We start from the raw sequence: 25,100 nt of genomic DNA, 5'->3' as shown, positions 1-25,100 counted from the left end.
CGCAGGGGTGCTACTTTGCCGGCCTTGCTGCCGCCGGCAGGGGCAGCCGGAGCACCCCGATCGCCAGGCCCGTCCCCAGCAGCACCACCAGGCAGCCCAGTGCCATGGAGGCATTGAGTGTCTCGCCCAGGAACAGCCAGCCCCAGAGCAGGGCAAAGACCGGGATGAGGAAGGTCACCGAGATGGTGTTGGTGGGGCCCACCCGCTTCATCAGTCGGAAGAAGAGGATGTAGGCCACGCTGGTGCACAGCAGGGCCAGCAGGCCAATGGCCCACCAGGCGCGCGGCCCGGGCATTTGCGCCGGCCGTTGCAGCCAGGCGGGCAGCGTCAGCAGCAGGGCTGCTGCAAACTGGCTGCCGGTGGCCACGCCCAAAGGTGTGGCCTGGCTCAGGAAGCGCTTGGTCGCATTGGCGGCCACGCCATAACTGAAAGTGGCCAGCAGCACGGCCAGGATGGCGAAGCCGCTGCCACCGGGTTTGAAGGACGCCTTGTCCCAGGCCAGCAGCACCACGCCAGCGAAACCCACGGCCAGGCCCACCAGCCGGGAGCCGTCCATGCGCTGGCTGAACCAGGCCCAGGCGATCAGCGCGCCCCACATGGGCGTGGTCGCGTTCAGGATGCTGGAGAGGCCGGCGTTGATGGAGAGTGCTGCGTAGCTGAACAGCGCAAATGGCAGTGCGCCGTTGAGCAGACCCACCAGGAGCAGGGCCGGCCAGTGCCGGCGCAGGTCCCCGAATCCTTCCCGCATCCCCAGCAGGGGCAGCAACAGCAGCGAGGCCCCGGCCACCCGCACAAAGGCGGTGGCCACCGGGCCGAATTCGGGCGCCGCGATGCGCATGAACAAAAAGGACGCGCCCCAGATGGCCGCCAGGAGGATCAGTTCCCCCAGATCACGTTGCTTCAAGCACTTGCTCCCTGTGGCGCGCGAGGCGCCTGGTTGTTGGCCATGACACCTCTTGCTGGCGCTGCTGACCTGTCTTGTACCGGTTCTGCCAAAGTCGGCGACTGCGCCTCCCGTCTTGCCCCTGGGGCGTCCAGGGCCTCCAAGGCCGCCTCCAGCGCCAATAGCGCCCGCTTGCGGTCCAGCCCGCCGGCATAACCCGTGAGTTGACCGTTGGCGCCGATCACGCGGTGGCAGGGGACCAGAATGGACAGCGGGTTGCGCCCCACGGCGGCGGCAACGGCACGGACCGCTTCAGGACGGCCCACCCGGGCCGCCAGTTGACCATAGGTCCAGGTGGCACCTGCAGGAATATCCAGCAGCCATTGCCAGACCGCCTGCTGGAACGGCGTGCCCTGAGGCGCCAGCGCCGGCAGTTGGAGCGCCTGACCGTCGAAATAGGCGTGCAGGGCTTGTACCGTGCGCGCCAGAAGCGGGTCGTGGTCGTCCCGGGGCACCGCCAGCACGCCGGGGTGGTACTTCTGGCCTTCGAACCACAACCCGGACAGGCCATGGGCGTTGCGGGCGATCAGGATACGGCCCAGGGGCGAGTCCATCTCGGTCTGGCAGATGTGGCAGGGATGGTGGGTGTGGCGGGCATGGCGGGTACGGTCACGGTGTTTCATCACAGCACTCCTTGGCGGGCAGTGGGGGTGGTCTTGATGCCCTGGGCGGCCGGGGCAGGGCAGCGGCCTCGCGCCAGAGTTGCAGCACGGCATAGCTTCGGTAGGGCGCATAACCCACCGCCGCCTCGACCAGCGCTGCCGGCCGCAACGGCGTACCCGCACGGCTCTCCAGACGCTGGCGCAGCACCACATCGCCTGGCAGGAAGGCGTCCGGCCAGCTCCAGCCCCGCATCAGCATGTAGTGGGCGGTCCAGGGGCCGAGGCCGGGCAGGGCGGCGAGTTCGGCGATGGCGTTGTCGACGCTCCCCCGCCCCTGCGCAAAGGCCAGCCCGGGCCATTGGCCGGACAGGTGGATCAGCGCCTGCGCCCGGCGGGCGGGCATGCCCAGGGCGGCGACCTCATCGACGGTGGCCGTGGCCAGCCGCTGCGCCGACGGGAACGCGTGGGTCACCGGGGCCGGCGCCTCCAGTGCCGCCGGCAGTGGTTCCCCGAAACGGGCGATCAGGCGGGTGGCCAAGGTGCGCGCGGCGGCCACCGTCACCTGTTGACCCAGCACCGCACGCACGGCCAGTTCAAAACGGTCCAGGGTGCCCGGCAAACGCAGGCCGAGGGCGGGCGGGCCGAGGGCATCGCCCAGAGCGGTGGCAATGGCCTGGGGGTCGGCGTCCAGGTCCAGCCAGCGGCGCAGGCGCGGCATGAGGCTGGCCACGTGGGGCCAGAGGGAGGCGCTGAGCCGCAGGGTGACGCGGGGCCGCTCGGCCCCGTCCGGCGTGAATTGCACGGCCACCCAACCCAACACATCCGCCTGGCCCGGCAGTGACATCCGGACACTGCGCCGCAGGCTGAGCCCCGCCAGGTCCACGTGTTCCACGCCAGGTACCGCGCGGGCCGCCAGGAACTGGAGCATGGCGGAGGTCTGCAGCGGCGGGCGCAGGTCCAGGCGCAGTTCGTGTTCGGGAGGCTCCGCTTCCGCCAGGCGTGGTGCACGCCCGTTGCGCAGCGCCGTGGGGCTGAGCCGGTAATGGTCGGCAAAGGCCGCATTGAAACGGCGCAGGCTGGAGAACCCGGCAGCCAGCGCCACCTGGGCGACTGGCAGCGTGGTGTCTGTCAACAATTGTTTGGCCAGCAGCAGCCGCCGAGTCTGCAGGTATTGCAGGGGCGCCACGCCATGCACGGCGGTGAACACGCGCCGCACGTGCCGCTCGCTCACGCCCAGATGGGCCGCCAGCGCGGGCAGGGTGGCCTGGTCCGGCGCGCACTCGTCCAGCCAGCGGGCGGCCTCGCGGGCCAGCACCTCGCTGGCGTCCATGGCGCTCCAGGAACGGGCAGCGGGCGCCAGTTCGGGGCGGCACTTCAGGCAGGGGCGAAAGTGCGCGGCCTCCGCCTGGCTGGCGGTGGTGTAGAAGACGCAGTTCTCCTGCTTGGGCGGCCGCACCCGGCAGATCGGGCGGCAATAGATGCCGGTCGTCTTCACGGCGACAAACCACTGGCCGTCGAAACGGGCATCCCGGGCGAGCAGCGCCGGGTAGCAGTGGTGGGGGTCGAGCAGGGGAGCCATGGATGAATGATAGGGACCGCTCCCGCTCAGCGCTGGCCGTTTCCGGACATGTTGCTGACGCCGGATGGCAGTTGCAACCGCCCTGCGTTTCATCGCTGGGCGCCGCCCCTGGTCCGCCAATTGCCCTATTGGGGCCGGGTCAAGTTGAGGGGGATGCCCATCATCACCCCGGGTTACACGGAAGGGGCGTTTCTCCTGCCTACAATCCGCCCCAGTTTTGTTGTCCGACCACCTTTTTACAGGGACGCTCATGCAAGTTCACGCTTCCATTTTCAAGGCCTATGACATTCGCGGTGTTGTGGGTCAGACCCTGAACGAGGAATTGGCCGAGCACCTCGGCCGTGCCTTCGGCACCGAGGCCAAGCTCGCAGGCGAGAAGGCCGTGGCGGTGGGCCGAGATGGCCGGGTGTCCGGCCCGGGCCTGGTGGAAGCGCTGATTCGCGGCCTGACCTCCACCGGTCTGGATGTGGTGGACATTGGTGCGGTGACCACGCCCATGCTCTATTACGTGGCCGCCACCCGAGGCAAGCATGGCTGCCACTCCGGCATCCAGGTCACCGGCAGCCACAACCCGAAGGACTACAACGGTTTCAAAATGGTGCTCAAGGGCGCCGCGGTCTACGGTGAACAGATCCAGGGCCTGAAGTGCCGCATCGAAGCCGAAGACTACGAAGCCGGCAAGGGCCGGGTCGGCAAGATGGACATCGAGGCGGAGTACAGCCACCGCATCGTGTCCGACGCCAAGCTCTCCCGCCCGATGAAGATCGTGGTGGACAGCGGCAACGGCATCCCCGGCGCTACCGCACCGGCCATCCTGCGCGCGCTGGGCTGCGAGGTGGTGGACATCTTCTCCAAGGTGGATGGCGACTTCCCCAACCACCATCCGGACCCGTCGCGCCCCGAGAACCTGGAAGACCTCAAGCGCATCGTGCATGCCACCGATGCCGAACTGGGCCTGGCCTTTGACGGTGACGGCGACCGCCTGGGCATCGTCACCAAGGACGGCACGATGATCATGCCGGACCGTCAGATCATGCTGCTGGCCGCTGACATCCTGAAGCGCCTGCCCGGTTCCGAGATCATCTTCGACGTGAAGTGCTCGCAGCGTCTGGGCCCCTGGATCGAGGAACACGGCGGCAAGCCGCTGATGTGGATGACCGGCCACTCCCTGGCCAAGGCCAAGCTGAAGGAAACCGGTGCGCCGCTGGCCGGTGAGCTGTCGGGCCACATCTTCTTCGGCGAGCGCTGGTATGGCTTCGATGACGCCATGTACACGGCCGCCCGCATGCTGGAGATCCTGTCGCGCTCGGACGACCCCAGCCAGGTGCTCAACGACCTGCCCAACAGCGTCAACACGCCGGAACTGAACGTGCCTTGCGCGGAAGGCGAGCACCACGAGGTGGTGGCCAAGCTCAAGGAGATCGCCGAGTTCCCCAATGCCAAGAACGTGATCACCATTGACGGCATCCGGGTGGAATACGACGACGGTTTCGGCCTGGTCCGGGCTTCCAACACCACGCCGGTGCTGGTGCTGCGTTTTGAAGGCCACACCCAGGAGGCGCTGGAGCGCATCCAGAAGGAAGTGCTGGCCCAGCTCAAGCGCGTCAAGCCGGACATCACCTTCTCGGCCGGCCATTGAGTCTCCCTCGAGATTCCTGGCGGGAGCGTCTCGCCCGCGGCTTCTTCAGCAGCGTGCTGCGTCTGGGCACGCCGCTGTACCTGCTGCGGCTGATGCGCCGTGGCAGTGCGGAGCCCTTGTACCGGGCCCATCTGCCGGAGCGTTTCGGTTTCGGGCCCGAGATCGAGCCTGGCGCGGTCTGGGTCCATGCCGTGTCGCTGGGCGAGACTCGTGCGGCTGCGCCGCTGATCGAGCGCCTGCGCCAGGACCGTCCCGGGCTGCGGCTGCTGCTGACCCACACCACGGCCACCGGTCGCGAAGCGGGTCAGGCCTTGCTGCAGCCGGGCGATACCCAGCGCTGGCTGCCGTTTGATACGCCGGGGGCGGTGCGCCGCTTCCTGCGTGCCACGCGGCCGGCAGTGGGCGTGCTGATGGAAACCGAGATCTGGCCCAACCTTCAGCACGAAGCAGCGCGGGCTGGGGTGCCCATGGTGCTGGCCAATGCACGCTTGTCTGCCCGCAGCCTGCGGCGCGGCGAGCGTTTCAAGGCCTTGCTGGCCCCGGCGGCGCGCACCTTGCGTCTGGCCTTGGCGCAAACCCGGGAAGATGGGCAACGCCTGACCCAGGCGGGGGTGCCTGAGGTCCAGGTCAGCGGCAATCTCAAGTTCGACCTGCAGCCGGATGAGGCCTTGGTGGCCCGCGGCAAGGGCTGGCATGCCGGCCTGGGCCGACCGGTGGTGATGCTTGCCGTCTCGCGTGAAGGCGAGGAGGCGGCGATGCTGGCCCAATGGCAGGCCACGGCGTCGCGACGGGCCGGGGGGACAGGCCCCTTGCTGCTCATCGTGCCGCGGCACCCGCAACGTTTTGATGAGGTGGCGACGCTGGTGCGCAATGCCGGCCTGCGGCTGGCGCGGCGCAGCGCTTTTGCACCGGAGGGTCCCACGGCCGAGGACATCGGCGCTGACGTGTGGCTGGGCGATTCCATGCGCGAGATGGCGCTGTATTACGGTCTGGCGGACGTGGCGCTACTGGGCGGCAGTTTTGAGCCGCTGGGTGGGCAGAACCTGATCGAGGCGGCCGCCTGCGGCGTGCCGCTGCTCATGGGCCCGCACACCTTCAATTTTGCCGAGGCGGCCACGCTGTCGCTGGAGGCGGGCGCTTCCGCCCGCGTGCAAACGCTGGGCGAGGCCACCACCCAGGCCCTGGACCTGCTGGGCGACCCATCCCGCCGCCAGGCCATGGCCTCAGCGGCGACGGCGTTTGCCGCCGCCCACCGCGGCGCGGCTGCCCGTATGTCGCAGCGCATCCTCGCCCTGACCCCCCAGCGTTGATCCACCACAGTTCTCCCTGCACCTTCGGCGCAGAGCACTGCAAGCCACACCGCACCCCTACGCACCAAAGCGCTTGAACGCGCGCAGCGCCGTTCAAGCGGGGCTCTGATGAGCGAAGAGGGCCGCCGCCGGGCCGCTCCCAAGGCGGCCCGCAGCCCCCTCGGGGGGCGGATGGGCGGGCCTTAGGCCCGAACAGCCGGGGGCTACTGATTACTTGTAGCCCGCACTTCGCTGAGGGAGGTCACGCCTTGCAGGACTTTGGTGATGCCATCCTGCCGCAGCGTCCGCATGCCTTCACCCATGCCCTGGTGCATCAGCTCCTCGGCACGTGAGCCCGTCTGGATCAGGCGGCGCACGGTCTTTGAGACCACCAGCAACTCATGCAAACCGGCACGGCCCTTGTAGCCCGTGTTGTCGCACTTGGCACAGCCCGGGCTGTGATAGTGCAGCAGGTTGGGCTGGCCATAGGCCCCTTGCCACTCGGCCAGCACCGACTCCCGCGTCGGCCGGTTCTCGGCCGCGAAGCCGTGCAGGAAGTCGTCCAGCAATTCCTGCAGGCGCGCATCCGGCATCGGCTCGGACTTGCGGCAGGCCGGGCAGAGCCGGCGCACCAGGCGCTGGGCCAGCACCGCCAGCAGTGAATCAGCGAAGTTGAACGGGTCCATGCCCATGTCCAGCAGCCGGGTGACGGTCTCGGGCGCGCTGTTGGTGTGCAGGGTGGAGAGCACCAGGTGGCCCGTCAGCGAGGCTTCCACCGCAATCTCGGCGGTTTCCTCGTCACGGATTTCACCCACCATGATCACGTCCGGGTCCGCCCGCAGGAAGGCGCGCAGTGCCTTGGCAAAGGTCCAGTCAATCTTCGGGTTGACCTGTACCTGCCGCAGCCCGGCCTGGGTGATTTCCACCGGGTCCTCGGCGGTCCAGACCTTGCGGTCGGGCGTGTTGATCTGGGCCAGCACCGAGTGCAGCGTGGTGGTCTTGCCGGAGCCAGTGGGGCCCACACACAGCACCATGCCGTAAGGGCGTCCCGCCGCCACCTTCAGGTTGTCGAAGTTGTAGGCGGACAGCCCCAGCTTCTCCATGGGGATAGGCTTGGCCGAGGCCAGGATCCGCATCACCACATCCTCCAGCCCGTTGTTGGTCGGGATGGTGGCGACCCGCAGCTCGATGGGATGCTGCGCGGAGAAACGGGCGAAATTGATCTTGCCGTCCTGCGGCTTGCGACGCTCGGAAATGTCCAGGTCGCACATGATCTTGATCCGGGCGATCAGCGCGCTGCGGTAGGTGTGGGCCAGCTCCAGGTGGGGCTGCAGCACCCCGTCCTTGCGGAAGCGGATCCGCACCTTGTCCTTGCCCGGGTAGGTTTCGATGTGGATGTCCGACACATGCTGGTTGTAGGCGTCAATGATCATGCTGTTGATCAGCCGCACCAGCGAGTTGTCGCTCTGCTCGATCGGACGCTCTTCCTCCCGGGCCGCTTCCCGGGCCTGCTGTTCCTGGCCTTCGCGCTCCAGGGTCTCGATCAGCTTGTCCGAGCTGTCCAGCTCGAAGTCCATGCCAATGGGTGGCAGGCTGGCATCGCGGCCTGCCGCGCCCTGGTTGCCAAAGCGTTCATAAGCCATGGGCAGGGCGAATTGCAGCGAACCCACCCGCGCTAGGGCCGGCACCACCTTGAGCTGGGTGATGAACTCCACTTCGTCGATGCAATCCCGGCGCGTCGGGTCTTCCATCGCCACGATCAGGCGGCCATCCCGCAGCACCAGCGGCAGCACCTCCAGCCGGCGCGCCACGGACAGCGGCAGCTTGCGCACGGCGTCCGGTTCGATGGCGAAGTGATCCACGTCCACCAGCGGATAACCCATCTTGCGGGCCAGCGCCGATTGCAACTGGGCGCGCGTGACCACGCCCTTGCGGACCAGCAATTCGCCCAAGGGCACCGAGCGGTCCAGCTTCTGCTGCTGCAGCGCTTCGTCCAGTTGCGCCTGGCTGACCAGGTCCAGTGCCAGCAGCGCCTCGCCGATGCGCACCATCGGCATCTTGGCCTGCTGCTCGATGGCCTGCATCAGCTGCTCGGCGCTGACGATCTGCTGGGCCACAAGAATGTCGCCCACGCGGCGGTCGCGCAGCTGTTTCTGTTCCTGCAGGGCGTCGTCCACCTGGTCGGCCGTGGCCACATGCTCGCGCACCAGCAGGTCGCCAATGCGGTCGCCGACCTCATAGCTGGTCAGCACCTCGCGCGGCACAAACATGCAGCGCACCCAGTCGCTGGTCTCGCTGACCGGCGGGAACAGGAACAGGCCGAGGTCGGATTCCTGGTGGCCGATGGTCGTGCCCTGGAACTCCTCGCCGCTCTGGTAGACCAGGCGGAACTCGGTGCGCGGGCGCTGGTCCAGCGAGTGCGGGTCGTTGAGGGACGCGGGATCGCGCGGCGGCACCTCGATGGCATGCAACAGCTTGAGCGCCCGGAACTGCGAGAACTTCAGCGGCATGGCGTTGCGGGCCGGCGGCACCAGCACCTGCGCCAGGCGCTCTTCCGGCACCATCAGGATCACCTTGCCGACCGTGCGGCTACCGTTCAGGCCGAGGATTTCACAGGCCAGCGGATCACGTTGAGACTTGGGCCGCGGGTAGGCGGCAAAGGGCGGGGTAGGCCATTCGAAGCCGCTGTCGCCCCCGCGCCGCGTGCCCGCATGGGCCGCCGGGGCAGGGCTCTGCGGAGCGGCCGCAGGGGCCACCGGCAGCTGGCCTGGCTCGGTGTGAGTCCATTGCAGCGGGACGGACGGGTCGGACATGTAGCGGTCTCCGCGAGTATTTTTGACTGGACAAAGGGGCGTCTTAGGCCTAAGCCTAACGCGTTTGCGCTACTTCCATAACGAGTAATAGCAATTGAGAGGCCCGCTAGACTCGGTTCCGTGAAGAACATCCTGATCACGGGCTTCGAGCCTTTTGGTGGTGAAGCCATCAATCCGTCCTGGGAGCTGGCCCAGGCCCTGCACGGTGAAGTGATCGCCGAGGCGCGGGTGGTGGCGGTGCAACTGCCCTGCGTGTTTGGTGAGTCCTTGCAGCGCCTGGACGACGCGCTCACGCGTGTGCGGCCTGCGTTGGTGCTGGCGGTGGGGCAGGCCGGCGGGCGTTGTGACCTGTCCCTGGAGCGGGTGGCCATCAACGTGGACGATGCGCGCATTCCCGACAACGCCGGCGCCCAGCCGGTGGATGAGCCGGTGGCGGCGGACGGGCCGGCCGCCTACTTCAGCACTCTGCCGATCAAGGCCATCGTGGCCGCGCTGCGGGCGGCCGGTTACCCGGCTTCCGTGTCGCAGACGGCCGGCACCTTCGTCTGCAACCACGTGTTCTACGGCCTGCAGCACCGGCTCATGGGGCAGGGCGTGCCGAGCGGCTTCATGCACATTCCCTACCTGCCGCAGCAGGCCGCCCACCATCCGGGCGCCGCCAGCCTGCCCCTGGACACCCTGGTGGCCGCCACGCGCCTGGTGTTGAAGACGGCGCTGACGGGGCAGGAGATCCGGATGGCGGCAGGTCAGCTGGATTGATCCGCCCGCAGGGCCAGTTCTTGCGCCACCGTGCGCAGCGCTGCCACCAGGGCGGGGGGCTGCAGGATCTTGAAGTCGAAGGGCAGCGCCGCCAGGCTGCGCGCCATCCACGCCAGGTCATCGATCTGGCACTGCAGCAGCACCCCATCCACGCCGGATTCGAGGCTGCTGATGGCTGCCAGCGGCTGCTGCACCAGCGCTTCCAGCGGCGCCTGCACCTTCAAATGCACCGCATGAGCACGCGGCACGCGCACCATGGATGCCTGCAGATGCGCCAGCACGTCGAACGACTCGGGCCGACCAAAGCTCTGGGGTAGCGGCTCGACCGAATCGATGCGGTCCAGCCGGAACGAGCGCATGGCCTGGCGCAGCCCGCAGAAGCCGACCGCATACCAATGCCCGCCACGAAAACCCAGGCCGTAGGGGTCGAAGTCGCGTTCTGACCGCTGCCCCTGCACGTCCTGATAAACCATGCGCATGCGCTGCTGCGAGAAGGCGGCCGCACCGAGCGCGGCGATGACGGCCGGATCGGCGGCGTCCCGGGTAGGCTTGAGGTCCAGGGCTACACGCTGGGAGATGCCGCGCTGGCGCTTCTGAAGCGCCGCTGGCAACACCCGCTCCAGCTTGGCCTGGGCACTGGCCACGGCCGGGCTGGCATCCGCCCAGCCCAGTTGCCGCACCGCCAGCAGCCCCAGGCCGATGGCCAGCGCCTCGTCGTCCGAGAACATCATGGGCGGCAAGCGGTAGCCCGGCATGAGCCGGTAACCACCGAACCGGCCCCGCTCCGCCTGTATGGGAATGCCCAGATCTTCGAGTGCGGCGATGTAGCGGCGCACGGTACGGCGCTCCACCTGCAGCTCGTGCGCCAGGGTCGCGCCATCGACCTGGCCACGGGACTGCAGCAATTCCAGCAGGACCAGCACGCGTGAGGCGGGTTTGGACATGCGAAGGAGTCTAGAACGGTCGGGTTCGATATAGGCTGTATTTTGTCCTATATGCCTCCTAGGCTTGCGGCTCTTTCAAGGGAGATCAGGATGACTGCTGCCGAGTTGGGGGTGTACTTCGCGCTGGTGCTGGGGGTGGTGGTACTGCCGGGCGTGGACATGGCGTTTGTGGTGGGCTGGAGCCTGGCCAGGGGATGGCGGGCGGGCGCGGTGGCGCTGGCCGGCGTGGTGGCTGGCGCCTTGTGCCATCTGAGCATGGGCGCGCTGGGCCTGGCCCTGCTGCTGAAGGCGGTACCGGGCGCGTTCACTGCGATGATGATGGCCGGCGCGCTCTACCTGGCCTGGCTGGGCTGGGGGCTGATGCGCGCGCAGCCACAACCCGCAGGCGATGGCGGCTCGCCGGCCGGCTTGCCCGGGGGCTTGCCGAACGGACGTCGCCTGGAGGGGCAAGGCGGGCAAGACGGGCAAAGCGGGCAAAGCGGGCAGGGGAGGCTGGAGAGTCTGGGGGCCGTGTTTGGCGGCGCCGTGCTGACCAACCTGCTCAATCCAAAGGCCTACCTGTTCAGCCTGGCGGTGCTGCCGCAGTTCCTGCATCCTGAGCGGGGCGGGCTGGTGTGGCAGCTGGGGGCCATCGGTGCCTTGACCGCACTGGCGCAGATCTCGGTGTACGGTGGGCTGGCGGTGCTGGCCACGGCGGGGCACCACCGGCTGCGCAACCTGTCGGTGTCGCGCCAGCGAGTGCTGCTTCGTGCGGTGGGCCTGCTGTTATGGGCCACCGCGCTGTACACGGTCTACAGCGGGTGGCGATGGGAGAGCGGGGAGGCTGTCCCGCCCTCGCCATCACAGGCGGCTGTTGACGTCCCAGGCGCCCATCACTCGCGCGGCCGGAAGGTGATGAGCATCACCTGGGGCACGGTGCCGTCGGTGTCGCGCGGCAAGATCTCGGTCTTGTCCAGCGCCCGCAGCACCGCAGCATCAAAGTCCGGCAGTCCGCTGGACTTCATGATGCGGCGAGCCACGATGGTGCCGTCCGGGCTGCAGCGCACTTCCACTTCCGCCTGTGGGTTGTCGGTGCCCCCCGCATCGGCGTAGATGATGTTGGGCCGCACGCGCGCCTTGATCCGGCCTGCGTAGTTGGCCGACGGGCCCGCACTCTTCAACGCCGAGCCGGTGGCATTCGGGGCGCCGGTAGCGCCGGCCATGCCCATGATGCGCTTGACGTTGGCATCATGGCGCGCCTGCTCGGCTTTGGCCTCGGCGTCCTTGCGAGCCTTCTCGGCCTTGTCAGCCTTGAGCTTGTCGGCCTGGTCCTTCTTGGCCTGCGCCTCCTTGCGGTCACGCTCCTGCTTGTCAGCGTCTTCCTTCTTCTGCTGATCAAGCTTGCGTTTCTTTTCTTCCGCGTCGCGCAGTTCCTGGTCTTCCTTCTGCTTGCGCTCCTTGGCCTTGGCAATGGCGATCTCGGCATCGCGCTGGGCCTGCACCTCCTCGGCCGAGGGTGTCTGTGGCTTGGGGGGCTCGGGCTTGGGTTCCGGCTTGGGGGGCTGCGGCTCTTCCTGGGGCAACTGCTCCTTGGGCGCGGCGGCCACCGGAATGGAGGCCCACAGCTCGGCCTCGGAGGCCGGGACCGGGGTGGAGCGCCAGCTCACGCCAAAGCTCAGGGCCAGCACCAGGAAGATGTGCGCCACGACGGCCAGCACCAGGCCGCGGCCCATGCCAGGCGCTGGCGGCGGGCGCAGCGCATCGCGGTCCATGGGGAAACGGGAAACAAGACTGCTCATGGGGCGTCAGCTGTCCGACGGACCGTTCTTGACCGACAGGCCGACCCGCTGGATACCGGCACGCTGCAGCACGTCCATGGTCTTCACCACGGCTTCGTACTTCACATTGCGGTCAGCGGAAATCACCACCGGGGTGTTGGCGTCGCCGGCCTGGGCATCCTTGACCCGGGCGGCCAGCGCCTTCAGCGGCACGGGCTGAGGGTCCTGCTCGCCGTCCAGCTTGATCTTGAGTTGTTCGTCCTTGCCGACGATCACCTGGATCACGTGGGTGGGCTGCTGCTTGCTGGTGCCGACGCTGGGCAGGTCCACCACCCCGGTGGTGATCAGGGGGGCGCTCACCATGAAGATGATGAGCAGGACCAGCATCACGTCGATGAAGGGCACCATGTTGATTTCGTTCATGGTGCGGCGGCGGGAGCCGCTGCGGGATGACATCGCGGGCATGGCGGGGTGCTCCGTTGTGTCTGCTCAGCGGGCCGCCGCAGGTGCCGGCTGGCCGGCATTGCGCTGCAGGATGTTGGAGAACTCTTCGATGAAGGTCTCCAGCGTGATGGCGTTGCGGTCGATCTGGCGGGCGAAGCGGTTGTACGCCAGCACGGCCGGGATGGCGGCGAACAGGCCGATGGCGGTTGCCACCAGCGCTTCGGCGATGCCGGGGGCCACGGTGGCCAGCGTCACCTGCGTCAGGTTGGACAGGCCCACGAACGCATGCATGATCCCCCAGATCGTGCCGAACAGGCCGACATAAGGCGAGACTGAACCGACCGAGGCCAGGAAGGACAGGTGCGACTCCATCGCGTCAAGCTCACGCTGGAAGCTGGCCCGCATGGCGCGGCGGGCGCCGTCCAGGAGGGCGTTGGATTCGGTCACGCGGCGTTCGCGCAGCTTCAGGAACTCGCGCATGCCGGAGGCAAAGATGCGCTCCAGCGGGGCGCCGTCATGGTGGTTGGAGACGCTGTTGTACAGATCGTTGAGATTCTTGCCCGACCAGAACTCCTGCTCGAACCCCTCGTTGCGGGCCTTCACGCGCGACAGCGAGATCAGCTTGCTGAAGATCACGCTCCAGCTCGCAAGCGAGACCAGCAGCAGCGCGGCGATGACCAGCTGCACCGTGAAGCTGGCATGCATGATCAGGGAGATGATGGAGAGGTCTTGGTTCATGAAGTCAACGTGAGATCAACGTGAGGTCAGCAAGGGGCCGACGCCCGGGTGTGCTGAGGGTAGGGCGGCGCAGGGACGCGGCAAACAGGTAATTTTTGCTCGAAATCGACCCGGCACTGTGTCCGGATGTTGGCTGGGCCGTTTCAGCGCTGCAGGCATTGCAGGATGCGTGCCGGGATTCTCGCCGGCTTCAGGCTGGCCGCATCGACACAACCGATGCGGATGCGACCCTCGGTCAGCAGCTGTTCACCGCGCCAGACCTGCTGGTCGATGGTCAGGCTGGCCCGGCCGATCTCGGTGGGATGCACGGTGATCCGCAGCCAGTCGTCCAGCCGGGCGGGGGCCAGGTAGCGCAAGGCCGTGTCGCTGACCACGAACATCAGGCCCTCATCACGCCGCATCAGTTCCTGCTCGAAGCCCAGGCCGCGTAGCCATTCCGTCCGGGCACGCTCCATGAACTTGAGATAGTTGGCGTAGAAGACGACGCCACCGGCGTCCGTGTCTTCCCAATAGATGCGCAGCTCATGCTGGAAGGCTGGGAGCCGCGGTGCGTTGGACGATGAGGTGGGGGCGATGGCGGTGCCGGTCATGGCGTGGGGCGGGGGTGAGTAGCGCGAAGATCGGCCAGCCGCACACGGATGCGTTGCAGCGCTTCACGCAGATCGTCCGTGCTGCTGGCGAAAGACAGCCGCAGGAAGCGTTCGCCCAAGGCGGGCCCGAAGTCGCGGCCCGGGGTCAGGGCCACCTGTGCATGTTGCATCAGGTCCATGCACAGGTCCCAACTGCCCAGGCCCGTGCCGGAAGCGTCGGCCCAGACATAGAAGGCGCCGTCCGGCACCACCGGAACGGGCAGGCCCATGGCGTTCAGTTCAGGCACCACCATGTCACGCCGGCGCCGGAGCTCCTCGCGGCGCCGTTCGAACTCCGCCAGTGACTCGGGTTCGAAGTTGGCCAGGGCCGCCTTCTGGGCAATGGTGGACGGGCAGATGTAGAGGTTTTGTGCGAGCTTCTCCACCGGGGAGACCAGCGCAGGCGGCAGCACCAGCCAGCCCAGCCGCCAGCCGGTCATGCCGAAGTACTTGGAGAAACTGTTGATGGAGATCACGTCGTCGCCCAGGGCCAGCGCGCTGCGGCGGTAACGGTCGTCATAACTCAGCGCCTGGTAGATCTCGTCCACTACCGTGACGCCGCCCTGCGCGCGCACAAAGGCGTGGATGCGTGCCAGTTCATCCGGCGCGATGGAGGTGCCGGTGGGGTTGCTGGGCGAGGCGAGCAGGACACCCCGGCTGTGTTCGGTCCAGCGCTTTTGCACCTGGGCCATGTCCAGCTGGAAGCGTTGCTCCGCGCCCGCGGGCAGCAGCACCGCCGTGGCGTCCACGGCGGCGAGGAAGTGGCGGTTGCAGGGATAGCTGGGGTCGGGCATCAGCACCTCGTCGCCACGCTCGAACAGCGCCAGGCAGGTGAGCTGCAACGCGGCGGACGCACCGGCGGTGATGACGATGCGCTCAGGCGCGATGGCGAGGTCCTGCGTGTTGCGGTACCAGTCGGAGAGCCGCTGGCGCAGGGCCACCAGGCCGGTGGCCTGGGTGTAGGGGATCTGGCCGGCAGCGGTGAAGCGCGCGGCGGCCTCGCGAACCGCCGCACTGGCGCCGAAGTCCGGTTCACCGATGTTCAGGTAGATCATGTGCCGGCCGCCCTGGGCCGGGTCGCACACGGCGGAGCGGGCGATCTCATCGGCGCGCTTGGCGCACTCCATGACGTAGAACGGTTCGATCCGTGCAACTCGATCGGAGAGTCTCATTTCATGCGTTCTTTGATGATAGTAGATGCTAACAAAAGTCAAAGTACGGAATTTTTACGTCACGGCGCTGGTGAACGCCGCTGCGCGTTACAAGAATAATAGCCGTCCGGCCCAGCGCCTCCCCCGAGGCGTCATGCTGAGATGGCAGCAAGCAGCTCTGCGAGTTGATCGAGCTCCCTGGGAGAGAGTCGGCTTGCGCGCGCGATAGCTTGAATCGCTTCATCGCTCAGGGCTACCGTCAGAGGGCCGTTCATGGGGAGTCTCCCAAGGCTTGACATAGATGATGCGGAGTGACGACGATCAGCAAGGCCTACGAGGTGCAAGGCAGTAGCGACAGCATGGCATCCTCCAAAAAGGCCCTTGGTGTCTGCAACAGCCTAATGCTGATGTTCAAGGCAGCCCCGATGATTTCCGGCGCAATTCGTCGTGAGCATCGTTACCATCATCGTCGCCTTGTTGCGCGGGGCTTCAACCTGTCGGTTCCAGGAACCAAGGACACCCCTGGATATACCCCGCAGTGGTCCTTGCTGACCGGTTGGAGCGCGCAGCCACAGGGGTTTGCCGGCCAGCGTGAAAGGCGCTGAGTACAGCACGCGTTCGAACTGCAGGTGGCAGTCGCGGTGCACCGTGACGCGGTGCCAGCTACCCAGGTCCGGAGCGATGGCGGGCAGAGGCTGCAGCCAGGCCCGTTCCAGTTCGAACAGCGCCAGCGGCTTGACCCGGGTGGTGCCATGAACACGTTGGCTCGCCTCCTGCATGACCCACAGACGCACCTGGGCGTTCAGGTCCGCCAGATCACGGAACGTCCGAGTGGGCAGGAAGTTGCCCTTGACGTACTTCACCCCAGCTTCCACGATGCCCTTCTTCTGGGGATCGTGGGGCGGGCAAGCATCGATCTTGAAGCCGTAGCCTTCGGCACACTCAGCGTAGGCACGTTGGACCAGTGGATCCTTGGCGCAGGCGCGGATGATGGCGCACTTGGCGTTGTCGATGATCAAGCGGCTCGGCACGCCGTGGAACCATTCGAACGCCCGCCGATGACAGCCCAGCCATGTTGCCACCGTCTGGTCCCAGACGAACTCCACATATTGATGGCGGCTGTGGGCCAGGGTCATGACGAACGCCCACGTTCTGCGGGGACGACCATCGGGATGCACCAGAACAGGCCCTGCGCCGAAGTCCACCTGGGCTGCATCACCTGGCTCGAAGCTCAACCGTACGGTCACGTTCGCCGGCTGTCGCCCTCGCAGATCCACCAGCAGCCGTGCCACGGAGGAGTAGCTGCCGTGGTACCCGTGCAGCCGGCATAAGGCAGCGTGGATCGCCTTGCCTTGCACACCAGCCGATTGCCACTGGGCCACCAGGTCGCGCCAGGGCTCCACGCTGGAGATGGAGGAGGCGGCCCGTCGCTGGCCAGCGAAGGCCTGTGCCAGTTCCTCGTCCGTCGGGAGATCGACGCTCGGATCCAACCAGCCGCGGAACTGCGCAACAGACCTCACCTGGGCCAGTTTCTGCCGCCCCATGAGGCCAGCCCGGGCGAGGTCGCGCTCAGAATCACCCGCGCGAAGCCGCACGAGCACTTGTCGATACTGGAACATCTCGATTCTCCTGCGGCTCACGATTGCTCCCAGGTGGCGGAGAAGCCATCAAGGTAGCGGTAAGCGAAACAAGGTCGAGATGCACGCCCCAGGGGCGGGGTGGCCTGTAACTCCCGCTGCTATTGAACTATGTCGCGCGGGCACTGACGCTAATCGCGGCGCCATTGACGAAAACGTGTTGGGGCCGGAGTGTGGCGCTGCCCACCACTTCAGTGGACGAGGGCTGCGAGCGCAACCGTCAATTGGGTAAATTATTGGAGGGTGGTGAAAAGTTCCGCCAAGGTTAGCGAATATTCGCCATCGCTTGTCTGAAGGCGAGCGCCCTGCTCTATGAGAGATTTTAGTTCGTTAAGAACGTATTGCTGAGCCAACTGCAATGCCTGCCAAGGGTCAATGCCGACCAGATATCGACTTCTGGGGTGCAGCCCAACAATCTGTGCACTGCACCTCCAGTCAACCTCTGCAACCTCCGGGTATCCAATTTGTATCTCGAGTGCCGCGGAGTTGTCGTCGGAAAAGACTGCGAGAAGTGGCTTTTGAAGCATGATTGAGTTGGCCTCCATGGTAATGAATAGAGTCTGAATAACGCGAGGGCTCTTCAGCGAAGGATATCCTCTAGCAGGCTGCTGAAATACTGCCGCGACTCACGCCGCCCTGCACCTCAGTTGTCGGAATTTCGACCAGTCTGATTCGAAGTCGATTCGACAACGCTTTTCGAGAGCCCAAATGGGGCGTTGGGCGGCGTTTCAGGCGCCGCTATCGCTCATCCGGCGACTGGCAGAAGGACTCGCCCTAGCGAGCGCATGCGCACCAAGTTGTAGGCTGCCATGTTCAGCACGAACAGTTGGTCCACTTTCTTCAGTCCGCGCACCATCACTTGGCGGATCGAACCGATGGATTTCGCCCACCCGAAGCCTTGCTCGATGCGTTTGCGGCACCGCATCGACAAGTCGTAGCCTGGTGTCTGCGCAATCGCTTCGGGCACGGCCGAGCGGCGTCCCGATTTGTTCTGTGCCACATGAGGCACGACCTTGGTATCCGTCCGGTCAACTCATCTTGAACGGCGCGTGACCGGCAGCCAGGATGGTGCCCACCAAGTAAGTTAGGTGGACACCATGTCAGACGCCAAGCCGGCCAGCCGCCGGCGTCACGATGCAGAGCTGAAGCGGCAAGTCATCGCCGCATGCGCGGTGCCAGGCGCGTCCGTAGCCCAGGTGGCGATGAGCTACGGCCTCAACGCCAATCTCGTTCACAAGTGGCGCCGTTTGGTTTCTGGTGACGATGAGATTTGCAACTCGCCCGCCTTCGTCCCCGTGTCGGTCGTCTCGGTGACACCACCATCTGATCCACCGCAGTCCATCGAACTGGAACTGCGGCGCGGCCCGGTTCATGTCCGCGTGCGCTGGCCGATGAGTAGCGCTACGGCCTGCGCTGCCTGGCTCCGCGAGATGCTGCGTTGATCCGGGTCGATGCGCTTTGGCTGGCGGTCGAGCCACTGGACATGCGCGCCGGCACCGAGGCCGCCCTGCGGCGCGTGGTCACGGTCTTCGGCGCGGCCCGCCCCCACCACGCCTACCTGTTCGCCAACCGCCGCGCCAACCGGATGAAGGTGCTCGTGCATGACGGTATCGGCGTGTGGCTGGCGGCCCGCCGCCTCAACGCGGGCCGCTTCGTCTGGCCCCGCGACGTGACCGGCACGCTGAGCCTGAGCCGCGCTCAGTTCGACGCCCTGGTGCTTGGTCTGCCCTGGCAGCACGTCGGCGAAGCCGGCGTCATCACGCTGCTGTAGCTCCGCGTCCATTGCGGCATCTGCCGATAGGCAGCGAGGTCCACTGCAGGCAGCATCACCACTCGTGATTGCCGACGACCTCGACACGCTCGATGCCAACCAACTGCGCGATGCCCTTCGGGCTGCACGCGCCGAGGCTGCGTTCAAGCAGGCCGTCATTGACAAGCTCACTCACGAGAACGCCATCCTCAAGCGGCTGAAGTTCGCGGCGCAGAGCGAGCGGTTCAGCGCCGAGCAGAAGAGCTTGCTGGACGAGACGCTGGACAGCGACTTGGCGGCCGTCGCCGCCGAGATTGAGGCGCTGCAACCTGGCCGCGCTGCTGGCGAGCGGCAACAGCCGCGGCGCGAGAAGCTGCCGGCGCACCTGCCGCGTCGCGACGTGCACCATGAACCCGAGAACACTGCCTGCGGCTGCGGGCAGGCCATGCAGCGCATTGGCGAGGACGTAGCCGAGAAGCTGGACTACCAGCCTGGCGTGTTCACCGTCGAGCGCCACATCCGCGGCAAGTGGGTGTGCAAGTGCTGCGAGCGCATCGTGCAGGCGCCGGTTGCTCCGCACATCATCGACAAGGGCCTACCGACGACGGGCCTTCTTGCGCAGGTGCTGGTCGCCAAGTACCTGGACCATCTGCCGCTGTACAGGCAGGAGGCCATCTTCGAACGTGCCGGTCACGCCATCGCGCGCTCCACATTGGCCCAGTGGGTCGGCGAGTGCGGCGTCCAACTGCAGCCGCTGGTGGACGCGCTGGCCGCGGAACTGCTGCGCCAGCCGGTGCTTCACGCCGACGAGACCCCAGTGGCCATGCTCAAGCCAGGCCACGGCAAGACACACCGCGCCTACCTGTGGAGCTACTGCAGCACGCAGTTCAGCCCGTTGCAGGGCGTCGTCTTCGACTTCGCCGACAGCCGCGGCGGCCAGCACGCCCGGGACTTCCTCTGACTGCCCGGGACGCTAAGCAAGCCAGCTTGGCAAGGCAAGCTTGTCTGTGACGACTTCGCCGGCTACAAGGCTTGCTTCGAGCTGGGCGTGACCGAGGTCGGCTGCATGGCGCACGCCCGGCGCAAGTTCCACGAACTGTGGGCCAACCACGGCAGCCAAGTCGGCGAGCAGGCGCTGAAGTTCTTCGGCCAGCTCTACGAGGTGGAACGGACAGCAGCCAACGCCGATAGCCAAGCCAGGCTTGAAGCACGCCGATCAGCCCGGCCGTTGGCCGATGCACTGAACCAGTGGCTACGGCAACAACGCCAGCGCGTGCCGGATGGCTCAGCCACCGCCAGGGCCATCGACTACAGCCTCAAGCGTTGGGCGGCGCTGATCCGCTACCTCGATGACGGTGACCTGCCCATTGACAACAACTGGGTGGAGAACCGCATCCGGCCCATTGCACTCGGGCGGCAGAACTGGCTCTTCGCCGGCAGCTTGCGCGCGGGCAAGCGGGCTGCGGCCGTGATGAGCCTCATTCACTCGGCCAAGCTCAACGAGCTTGAACCCTACGCCTACTTGCGCGACGTGCTGGAACTGCTGCCGACGCAGCCGGCCAGCCGCATCAATGAGCTCCTGCCCCATTGCTGGCGAGGAGAATGTCAAGAGTGAAGTCAACAACACAACCTACTCGATGAAGACATACCTGTCGATCAGCTTCAGGACCGGGCTCTCGCTCGAGGAGCTTGCCGAACGGGTCGGGCTGGACCCCGTCGAGTTCGACGCTGAGAACGAAGACGAGTGGGCGCTGGGCACATTAGGGGACTTCAACGACATCGACATCGCACGAACCCATCTTGTGCCAGCAAGCGAGACGCAGACGTCGGTGTGCCGATACACCAGTGATACGGATCGCGGCATGCCCGTTGAACTGCTTCGCAGCATCCGCAGCTCGCTCAGAGACGTCGCAACGGAATTCGAGGTGCATGGCACCGAATCCACGGGCCAGTGGTTCAAGCTGGGCTCCGAAGAGGTGGAACGACTCTGACGCTTGATCGGGACTGGCGTCAGCCGGATGCCTTTGCCGGACGCTTACCGACCTTGATCTGCTGCAGATCTTGAACGAACTCTGTAGCGTCGTATCCCTTGTCCGCCCCAGCGTGATCATGGCCTGCGGGTTGCTCTGGCGAGCGTCGCTCACCATGCTCAGCGCGGCTTACCGCTCGGCATGACCATCGGCCGGGGTGACTCGGGCGTTCACGATCAAGCCATGGCGGTTGTCCATTAACGTGTGACCCATGAAGCGCAACTCGCTCGCCGTCTTGCCCTTGCGATACAGCCGGCTGTCGGGATCGCTCGTGGACTCGTGTGTGTCGTTGCTGCGCGGCTGGCCTCGGAAGTCGTCGCCGCCCCCAGGACGATCGGCGTCGCCGTCCTTGTCCTGCTTATCCTTGCGAACAAAGCTCTTGTGGCTGGCTCATGCCTGGATCAACGTCCCATCGACGCTGAAGTGCTCGTTGGATAGCCAGTTCTTCTGCTCGGCCTGCGCCAGCACCTCGTTGAAGAAGGCCACCACCGCGTCGTGCCTGGGGATTCAGTCCGCCGATCATAAGCGCGCAGGCATGGGACCCCGGTCAGGGGCGCTGCTGGCCCGCACCCGTGGGCATTCGCGGGTACCGGTGGGCACTGGCGCACTGGTGAACAGTCAGCGCCGCTGCGTGCGGTGCCTAGCCCGGGCCGCCCCACAGCGCCACCGCCTGCACCAGCAGGATTTTCACCACCGTCATCGACGGGAAAATCATCGCGTAGCCAATGTCGGGCTTGTCGGTGGGCGCGATGCGGTTGGAAAAGGCCAGGATGGCCGGATTGCCCGTGGCGCCAGCCACCACGCCGGTGGCGGTGTCAAAGGGCAGCTTGAAGACCAGGGTGGCCACCAGCAGTGTCACGATGACCAGCGTCGCTACGATGGCGCTGCCCAGCGCGAGATACATCAAGCCGCTGTGCGCCACCGTCGAGGCGAAAGTCGCGCCGGACGAAATGCCCACCACGGCCAGGAAGACGGTCAGCCCGAAATTGCGCAGCACCAGATTGGCGGACACGGGCATGGCCCACTGCAACGGCCCGGTGCGCCGCCGCCAGCCCAGCAGCAGGGCCACCAGCAGCAGGCCGGCAAAACCCAGCGAGAAGTGCCCCAGCAGGGGCAGCGGCCACACGATGGCCCCCACGCCCAGCCCCAGCACCACCCCCACGCCCATCCCGATATAGCTGACCTCGCCCGTACCGCGCACCGAGTCGCCAAACAGCTTGCTCAGCGCGGCGAAGCTGTCGCGGGGGGCCAGCACCCCGACACGGTCACCGAATTCAAACTGGCGGTCGTCGTGCGGGGCGAGGTCGGCATCGCTGCGCCGCAGGTGCAGCACGCGTGCATGGAGTTCCGGCGGCAGCTGTAGATCCGCCATGCGCTTGCCCGCCACGGCCGGGTTGGAAATGAAGAAACGGGCGTAGTCCAACTCGCTGCGGTCCCGCAGCACGCGGCCAGGATCCGACGGGCCGAAGCGCAGTGCCGCATTGCGCAGGGCCGTGCGGTCCGTGCCGGTGAGCAGCAGCACGTCGCCGCGTTGCAATTCAGTAGTGCCGGAGGCTCCCACGTTGTGATGGCCGCGCCGGACGGCGGCAATGGTGACACCGCGCGGCAGGGTCTGGGAGGCGGTGGCGATGCTCATGCCCAGCACGGTGAACTCCTGCACGTCGACTTCCTCGACATGCAGCATGGGGGGCTTGGGCTGCAGCAGCACCGGCTTGCGCCAGGCGTTGTACAGCCCCAGCAGCACGATGGGGATGGCGACACCGACCGGGTAGGCCACCGAGTAGCCGGTGGCCGGCTCAGCACCGAACACAGCCAATGCCGCCTGCAGCGCTGCCGTACTGGTGCCCGCGCCCGCGTAGGCCCCCAGCGCCTTGGACAGTTCCATGCCCGGCCAGTAGGCGACCGCCGCCAGCATCAGGCCCAACGCGAGCAGCACGGCGATCAAGGCGGCGGCATTCGCCTTGACGCCTTCAGCACTGCTGAGGCCACGCAGGAACTGCGCGCCGTAGGCAATGCCGACGCCATACAGGAACAGCATCAGCCCCAGGTTGCCCAGCAGCGGGGGCAGCTTCAGCGTCGGGGCCGCTGCACCCACCGCCAGGCCTACAAAGAGCACCGCCCCAGACCCCAGTGCAAAGCCCCTGACGCTGAGGGCGCCGAGCCAATAGCCGATGGCGATGGTCAGGAACAAGGCCAGCAGGGGCTGTGCACTCAGAAAATGACTGATCTCATTCATGGCGTCACATAGGGCGCAAGTGGCGACGAGATCGAGTTTAATAGTCATCTGACAGCCATTACACGGTCAATATCTCAGGGGGAACGATGAGAGCTGCAGTTTTCAGTACGCGGCGCTACGACCAGTCTCTGCTGGCACGGGCGAACGAAGCGGCGGGGCACGAGCTGGTGTTCATCCAGGATCGGCTGACGGTAGAGACTGCCGCGCTGGCAGCGGGCTGCCGGGCCGTGTGTGTCTTCGTCAATGACAACGTGGATGCGGCAGTGCTGGAGGTGCTGGCCCGGCAGGGCACCGGTCTCGTCGCCACCCGGTCCACCGGCTACAACCATGTGGATTGCGAAGCCGCTGCCCGGTTGGGCGTCGAAGTGGTGCGCGTGACCGACTATTCACCGCATTCGGTGGCGGAGTTTGCGGTCGGCCTGCTGCTGGCGGTGAACCGCAAGATTGCGCGGGCCAGCGCACGCACGCGTGAAGGCAACTTCGAGCTGGACGGGTTGATGGGGTTCGACCTGCACGGCAAGACCGTGGGTGTGATTGGCACCGGCAAGATCGGCTCGATCTTTGCCCGCATCATGTTGGGGTTTGGTTGCACCGTGATCGGCTATGACGCCTTTCGACGCCCCGAGTTCGAGCAGATGGGCGGGCGCTATGTCGAGCTGGCGACCCTGGTGGAAACCGCCGATGTGATCTCGCTGCACTGCCCGCTCAATGACGACACCCGACACATCATTGATGCGGGCACGTTGGGCAAGATGAAAAAAGGCACCGTGCTGGTGAATACCAGCCGAGGCGGGCTGGTGGATACCGAAGCGGCCACTCAGGCGCTCAAGTCAGGGCAACTGGGCGGCCTGGCGATCGACGTCTATGAGCAGGAAGCCAGCCTGTTCTTCCAGGACCTGTCTTCCACCATCATCACCGACGACGTGATCCAGCGGCTGGTGTCCTTCCCCAACGTGATCGTGACGGGGCACCAGGCCTTCTTCACCGTGGAGGCCATTGGCCAGATCATGGCGACCACCATTGCCAGCATCAGCGCGTTTGAACGCGGCGAGGAACTGGTGAATCGAATTCCGAGGGATTGAGAGCGCTGCCGGCTCGGCTGCGGCAGGGCCGGGTGGGGCGATCACGGTGACCGGTCGGGGTGACCGGTCAGGCTGGCCGGGGCCGGGGCAGGTTCATGCCCCGGTGGCTGATCAGCCGCGAGCGGCCTTCACTTCGACCGGGCGCAGGTCTTCCGCTGCACGGTCCAGCACGCCGTTGACGTACTTGTGGCCGTCGGTGCCACCAAACGACTTTGCCAGCTCGACCGCCTCATTGATGGCAACCTTGTAGGGGATGTCAATGCAGTGTTTGAGCTCGTAAGCGCCCAGCATCAGGATGGCGTGCTCGATGGGCGAGAGCTCGGTGGTCTTGCGGTCCGCATGGCGGGCCAGCACTTCGTCCAGCGAGGGGGCGTCTTCGATGGCGCCGTTGAACAGCTTGTCGTAGTGGCCGCGGTCGCTCTTGCCGAAGCCTTCCTGCTCGCGGGTGTTGGCGTCAATGACCGCCAGGTCATCGCCGGTCAACAGCCATTGGTAGACGCTTTGCAGCGCATGTTCACGTGCGCGGCGGCGCGCTGACTTGGCGGCCGGGCGCTTGGCCCCCGGCTTGGCGGGAGGCTTGCCGGCGGGTTTTGAGGTGTTGTCGTTGGAGGTCACTGGAGTTCTTTCAGCAGCAGGGCCATTTCCACCGCAACGGTGCCGGCGTCGCGGCCCTTTTCCTCGGTACGGGCCCAGGCCTGGGCTTCGTTCTCGACGGTAAGGATGGCATTGGCAATAGGCAGGCCATGGTCGAGCGTGAGGCGGGTGACGCCTGCGCCGCTTTCATTGGCCACGAGTTCGAAGTGGTAGGTCTCGCCACGGATGATGCAGCCCAGGGCCACAAGCGCGTCGTAGCGGCCGCTGCGGGCCATGGCTTGCAGCGCAATGGGCACCTCCAGCGCGCCGGGCACGGTCACGTGGCGGATGTCCGCCTCGGCCACGCCATGCTGCTTCAGGGAGCCCAGGCAGGCCGTGGCCAGCGCGGTGGTCAGCTCGTCATTGAAACGTGCCTGGACGATGCCCACCCGTAGCCCGTGGCCGTTCAGTGCGGTCGGTTGACCCTTGTCAGATCCTTGCATGG

General features: G+C 66.4%; 21 protein-coding genes and 5 pseudogenes. 9 read left to right on the top strand and 17 right to left on the bottom strand.

The annotated features are described in order from the left end of the window. Window positions 1-10: 10 nt before the first annotated feature. The 3 genes from BMY53_RS11835 to BMY53_RS11825 are packed head-to-tail and all read right to left on the bottom strand — an operon-like array spanning window position 11 to window position 3,124. Window positions 11-904, bottom strand: a complete 894-nt coding sequence (locus BMY53_RS11835; RefSeq protein ID WP_092946686.1) for a DMT family transporter — start codon at window positions 902-904, stop codon at window positions 11-13. Next, the gene (locus tag BMY53_RS11830; protein ID WP_092946685.1) at window positions 901-1,566 is read right to left on the bottom strand and encodes a methylated-DNA--[protein]-cysteine S-methyltransferase; all 666 of its coding nucleotides are present in this window, start codon (window positions 1,564-1,566) and stop codon (window positions 901-903) included. Before BMY53_RS11830 ends, BMY53_RS11835 begins: the two co-directional genes overlap by 4 nt. Further along, complete coding sequence (locus BMY53_RS11825; RefSeq protein WP_092946684.1) at window positions 1,553-3,124, bottom strand: Ada metal-binding domain-containing protein; 1,572 nt, start codon at window positions 3,122-3,124, stop codon at window positions 1,553-1,555. Before BMY53_RS11825 ends, BMY53_RS11830 begins: the two co-directional genes overlap by 14 nt. 250 nt (window positions 3,125-3,374) lie before the next feature. Between BMY53_RS11825 and BMY53_RS11820 the strand changes: the two genes are divergently transcribed. Both BMY53_RS11820 and BMY53_RS11815 read left to right on the top strand, forming a co-directional pair. Further along, complete coding sequence (locus BMY53_RS11820) at window positions 3,375-4,763, top strand: phosphomannomutase/phosphoglucomutase (RefSeq protein ID WP_092946683.1); 1,389 nt, start codon at window positions 3,375-3,377, stop codon at window positions 4,761-4,763. After that, window positions 4,760-6,073, top strand: a complete 1,314-nt coding sequence (locus tag BMY53_RS11815; RefSeq protein ID WP_255370157.1) for a 3-deoxy-D-manno-octulosonic acid transferase — start codon at window positions 4,760-4,762, stop codon at window positions 6,071-6,073. Before BMY53_RS11820 ends, BMY53_RS11815 begins: the two co-directional genes overlap by 4 nt. 203 nt (window positions 6,074-6,276) lie before the next feature. Here the strand turns inward: BMY53_RS11815 and BMY53_RS11810 are convergent, their stop codons facing one another. Beyond that, window positions 6,277-8,865, bottom strand: a complete 2,589-nt coding sequence (locus tag BMY53_RS11810) for a GspE/PulE family protein (protein WP_092946682.1) — start codon at window positions 8,863-8,865, stop codon at window positions 6,277-6,279. Between the two features lie 120 nt (window positions 8,866-8,985). On the opposite strand from BMY53_RS11810, the gene pcp reads away from it, so the two are divergent. Beyond that, entirely contained in the window at window positions 8,986-9,624 is a 639-nt protein-coding gene (pcp, locus tag BMY53_RS11805; protein WP_092946681.1) for a pyroglutamyl-peptidase I, read from the top strand. Here the strand turns inward: pcp and BMY53_RS11800 are convergent. Next, entirely contained in the window at window positions 9,612-10,568 is a 957-nt protein-coding gene (locus BMY53_RS11800) for a helix-turn-helix transcriptional regulator (RefSeq protein ID WP_092946680.1), read from the bottom strand. The genes pcp and BMY53_RS11800 overlap by 13 nt on opposite strands. A 51-nt stretch (window positions 10,569-10,619) precedes the next feature. Between BMY53_RS11800 and BMY53_RS26370 the strand changes: the two are divergent. Continuing rightward, window positions 10,620-11,354 (top strand): annotated as a pseudogene (locus BMY53_RS26370) (LysE family translocator); the annotation flags it as partial. 86 nt (window positions 11,355-11,440) lie between these two features. On the opposite strand, the gene tolA reads toward BMY53_RS26370, so the two are convergent. The 8 genes and pseudogenes from tolA to BMY53_RS11755 form a co-directional block, all read right to left on the bottom strand. Continuing rightward, window positions 11,441-12,346 carry a cell envelope integrity protein TolA gene (tolA, locus tag BMY53_RS11790; RefSeq protein WP_255370156.1) on the bottom strand — a complete coding sequence of 302 codons (906 nt, stop codon included), beginning with the start codon at window positions 12,344-12,346 and terminating at the stop codon, window positions 11,441-11,443. A gap of 6 nt (window positions 12,347-12,352) precedes the next feature. Further along, window positions 12,353-12,790 carry a protein TolR gene (gene tolR / locus BMY53_RS11785; protein ID WP_092946678.1) on the bottom strand — a complete coding sequence of 146 codons (438 nt, stop codon included), beginning with the start codon at window positions 12,788-12,790 and terminating at the stop codon, window positions 12,353-12,355. Between the two features lie 24 nt (window positions 12,791-12,814). Further along, entirely contained in the window at window positions 12,815-13,507 is a 693-nt protein-coding gene (gene tolQ, locus BMY53_RS11780) for a protein TolQ (RefSeq protein WP_092946677.1), read from the bottom strand. A gap of 143 nt (window positions 13,508-13,650) precedes the next feature. Then, entirely contained in the window at window positions 13,651-14,097 is a 447-nt protein-coding gene (ybgC, locus tag BMY53_RS11775; RefSeq protein WP_092946676.1) for a tol-pal system-associated acyl-CoA thioesterase, read from the bottom strand. After that, window positions 14,094-15,308 (bottom strand): pyridoxal phosphate-dependent aminotransferase, encoded by a 1,215-nt coding sequence (locus BMY53_RS11770; protein WP_092946675.1) that lies wholly within the window; start codon window positions 15,306-15,308, stop codon window positions 14,094-14,096. The genes ybgC and BMY53_RS11770 overlap by 4 nt, the downstream gene beginning before the upstream one ends. Window positions 15,309-15,847: 539 nt before the next feature. Then, a pseudogene (istA, locus tag BMY53_RS11765) lies at window positions 15,848-16,906 on the bottom strand (IS21 family transposase); the annotation flags it as partial. A gap of 251 nt (window positions 16,907-17,157) precedes the next feature. Next, window positions 17,158-17,451, bottom strand: a complete 294-nt coding sequence (locus BMY53_RS26800) for a DUF6968 family protein (RefSeq protein WP_404947871.1) — start codon at window positions 17,449-17,451, stop codon at window positions 17,158-17,160. Between the two features lie 218 nt (window positions 17,452-17,669). Then, window positions 17,670-17,939, bottom strand: a pseudogene (locus BMY53_RS11755) (transposase); the annotation flags it as partial. Window positions 17,940-18,021: 82 nt separating this feature from the next. On the opposite strand from BMY53_RS11755, the gene tnpA reads away from it, so the two are divergent. The 4 genes and pseudogenes from tnpA (at window position 18,022) to BMY53_RS11735 (ending at window position 20,665) form a co-directional block, all read left to right on the top strand. Then, window positions 18,022-18,366, top strand: coding sequence for an IS66-like element accessory protein TnpA (tnpA, locus tag BMY53_RS11750; RefSeq protein ID WP_092946673.1), 345 nt, complete (start codon window positions 18,022-18,024; stop codon window positions 18,364-18,366). Then, window positions 18,363-18,695: an IS66 family insertion sequence element accessory protein TnpB gene (tnpB, locus tag BMY53_RS11745; protein ID WP_143074039.1), complete on the top strand. Its 333-nt coding sequence runs from the start codon at window positions 18,363-18,365 to the stop codon at window positions 18,693-18,695. The genes tnpA and tnpB overlap by 4 nt, the downstream gene beginning before the upstream one ends. Window positions 18,696-18,738: 43 nt before the next feature. Continuing rightward, window positions 18,739-20,289: pseudogene (tnpC, locus tag BMY53_RS11740) on the top strand (IS66 family transposase). Window positions 20,290-20,311: 22 nt separating this feature from the next. Beyond that, window positions 20,312-20,665, top strand: a complete 354-nt coding sequence (locus BMY53_RS11735) for a hypothetical protein (RefSeq protein WP_092946672.1) — start codon at window positions 20,312-20,314, stop codon at window positions 20,663-20,665. 49 nt (window positions 20,666-20,714) lie between these two features. Here the strand turns inward: BMY53_RS11735 and BMY53_RS11730 are convergent. Beyond that, window positions 20,715-21,205: pseudogene (locus tag BMY53_RS11730) on the bottom strand (IS5/IS1182 family transposase); the annotation flags it as partial. Between the two features lie 139 nt (window positions 21,206-21,344). After that, complete coding sequence (locus BMY53_RS11725) at window positions 21,345-22,940, bottom strand: aspartate:alanine exchanger family transporter (protein WP_092946671.1); 1,596 nt, start codon at window positions 22,938-22,940, stop codon at window positions 21,345-21,347. A gap of 86 nt (window positions 22,941-23,026) precedes the next feature. Here BMY53_RS11725 and BMY53_RS11720 point away from each other — a divergent pair, with 86 nt between their 5' ends. Next, window positions 23,027-24,022, top strand: coding sequence for a 2-hydroxyacid dehydrogenase (locus tag BMY53_RS11720; RefSeq protein WP_092946670.1), 996 nt, complete (start codon window positions 23,027-23,029; stop codon window positions 24,020-24,022). 111 nt (window positions 24,023-24,133) lie between these two features. Here the strand turns inward: BMY53_RS11720 and nusB are convergent, their stop codons facing one another. Beyond that, complete coding sequence (gene nusB, locus BMY53_RS11715; protein WP_092946669.1) at window positions 24,134-24,637, bottom strand: transcription antitermination factor NusB; 504 nt, start codon at window positions 24,635-24,637, stop codon at window positions 24,134-24,136. Continuing rightward, window positions 24,634-25,098: a 6,7-dimethyl-8-ribityllumazine synthase gene (gene ribH / locus BMY53_RS11710; RefSeq protein WP_092946668.1), complete on the bottom strand. Its 465-nt coding sequence runs from the start codon at window positions 25,096-25,098 to the stop codon at window positions 24,634-24,636. Before ribH ends, nusB begins: the two co-directional genes overlap by 4 nt. Window positions 25,099-25,100 lie beyond the last annotated feature (2 nt).

It is taken from the genome of Roseateles sp. YR242 (assembly GCF_900109745.1).
GTDB lineage: Bacteria > Pseudomonadota > Gammaproteobacteria > Burkholderiales > Burkholderiaceae_C > Roseateles.
Note: the sequence above shows the minus strand (reverse complement) of the source record. Positions and strands in the feature narration are given on the sequence as shown.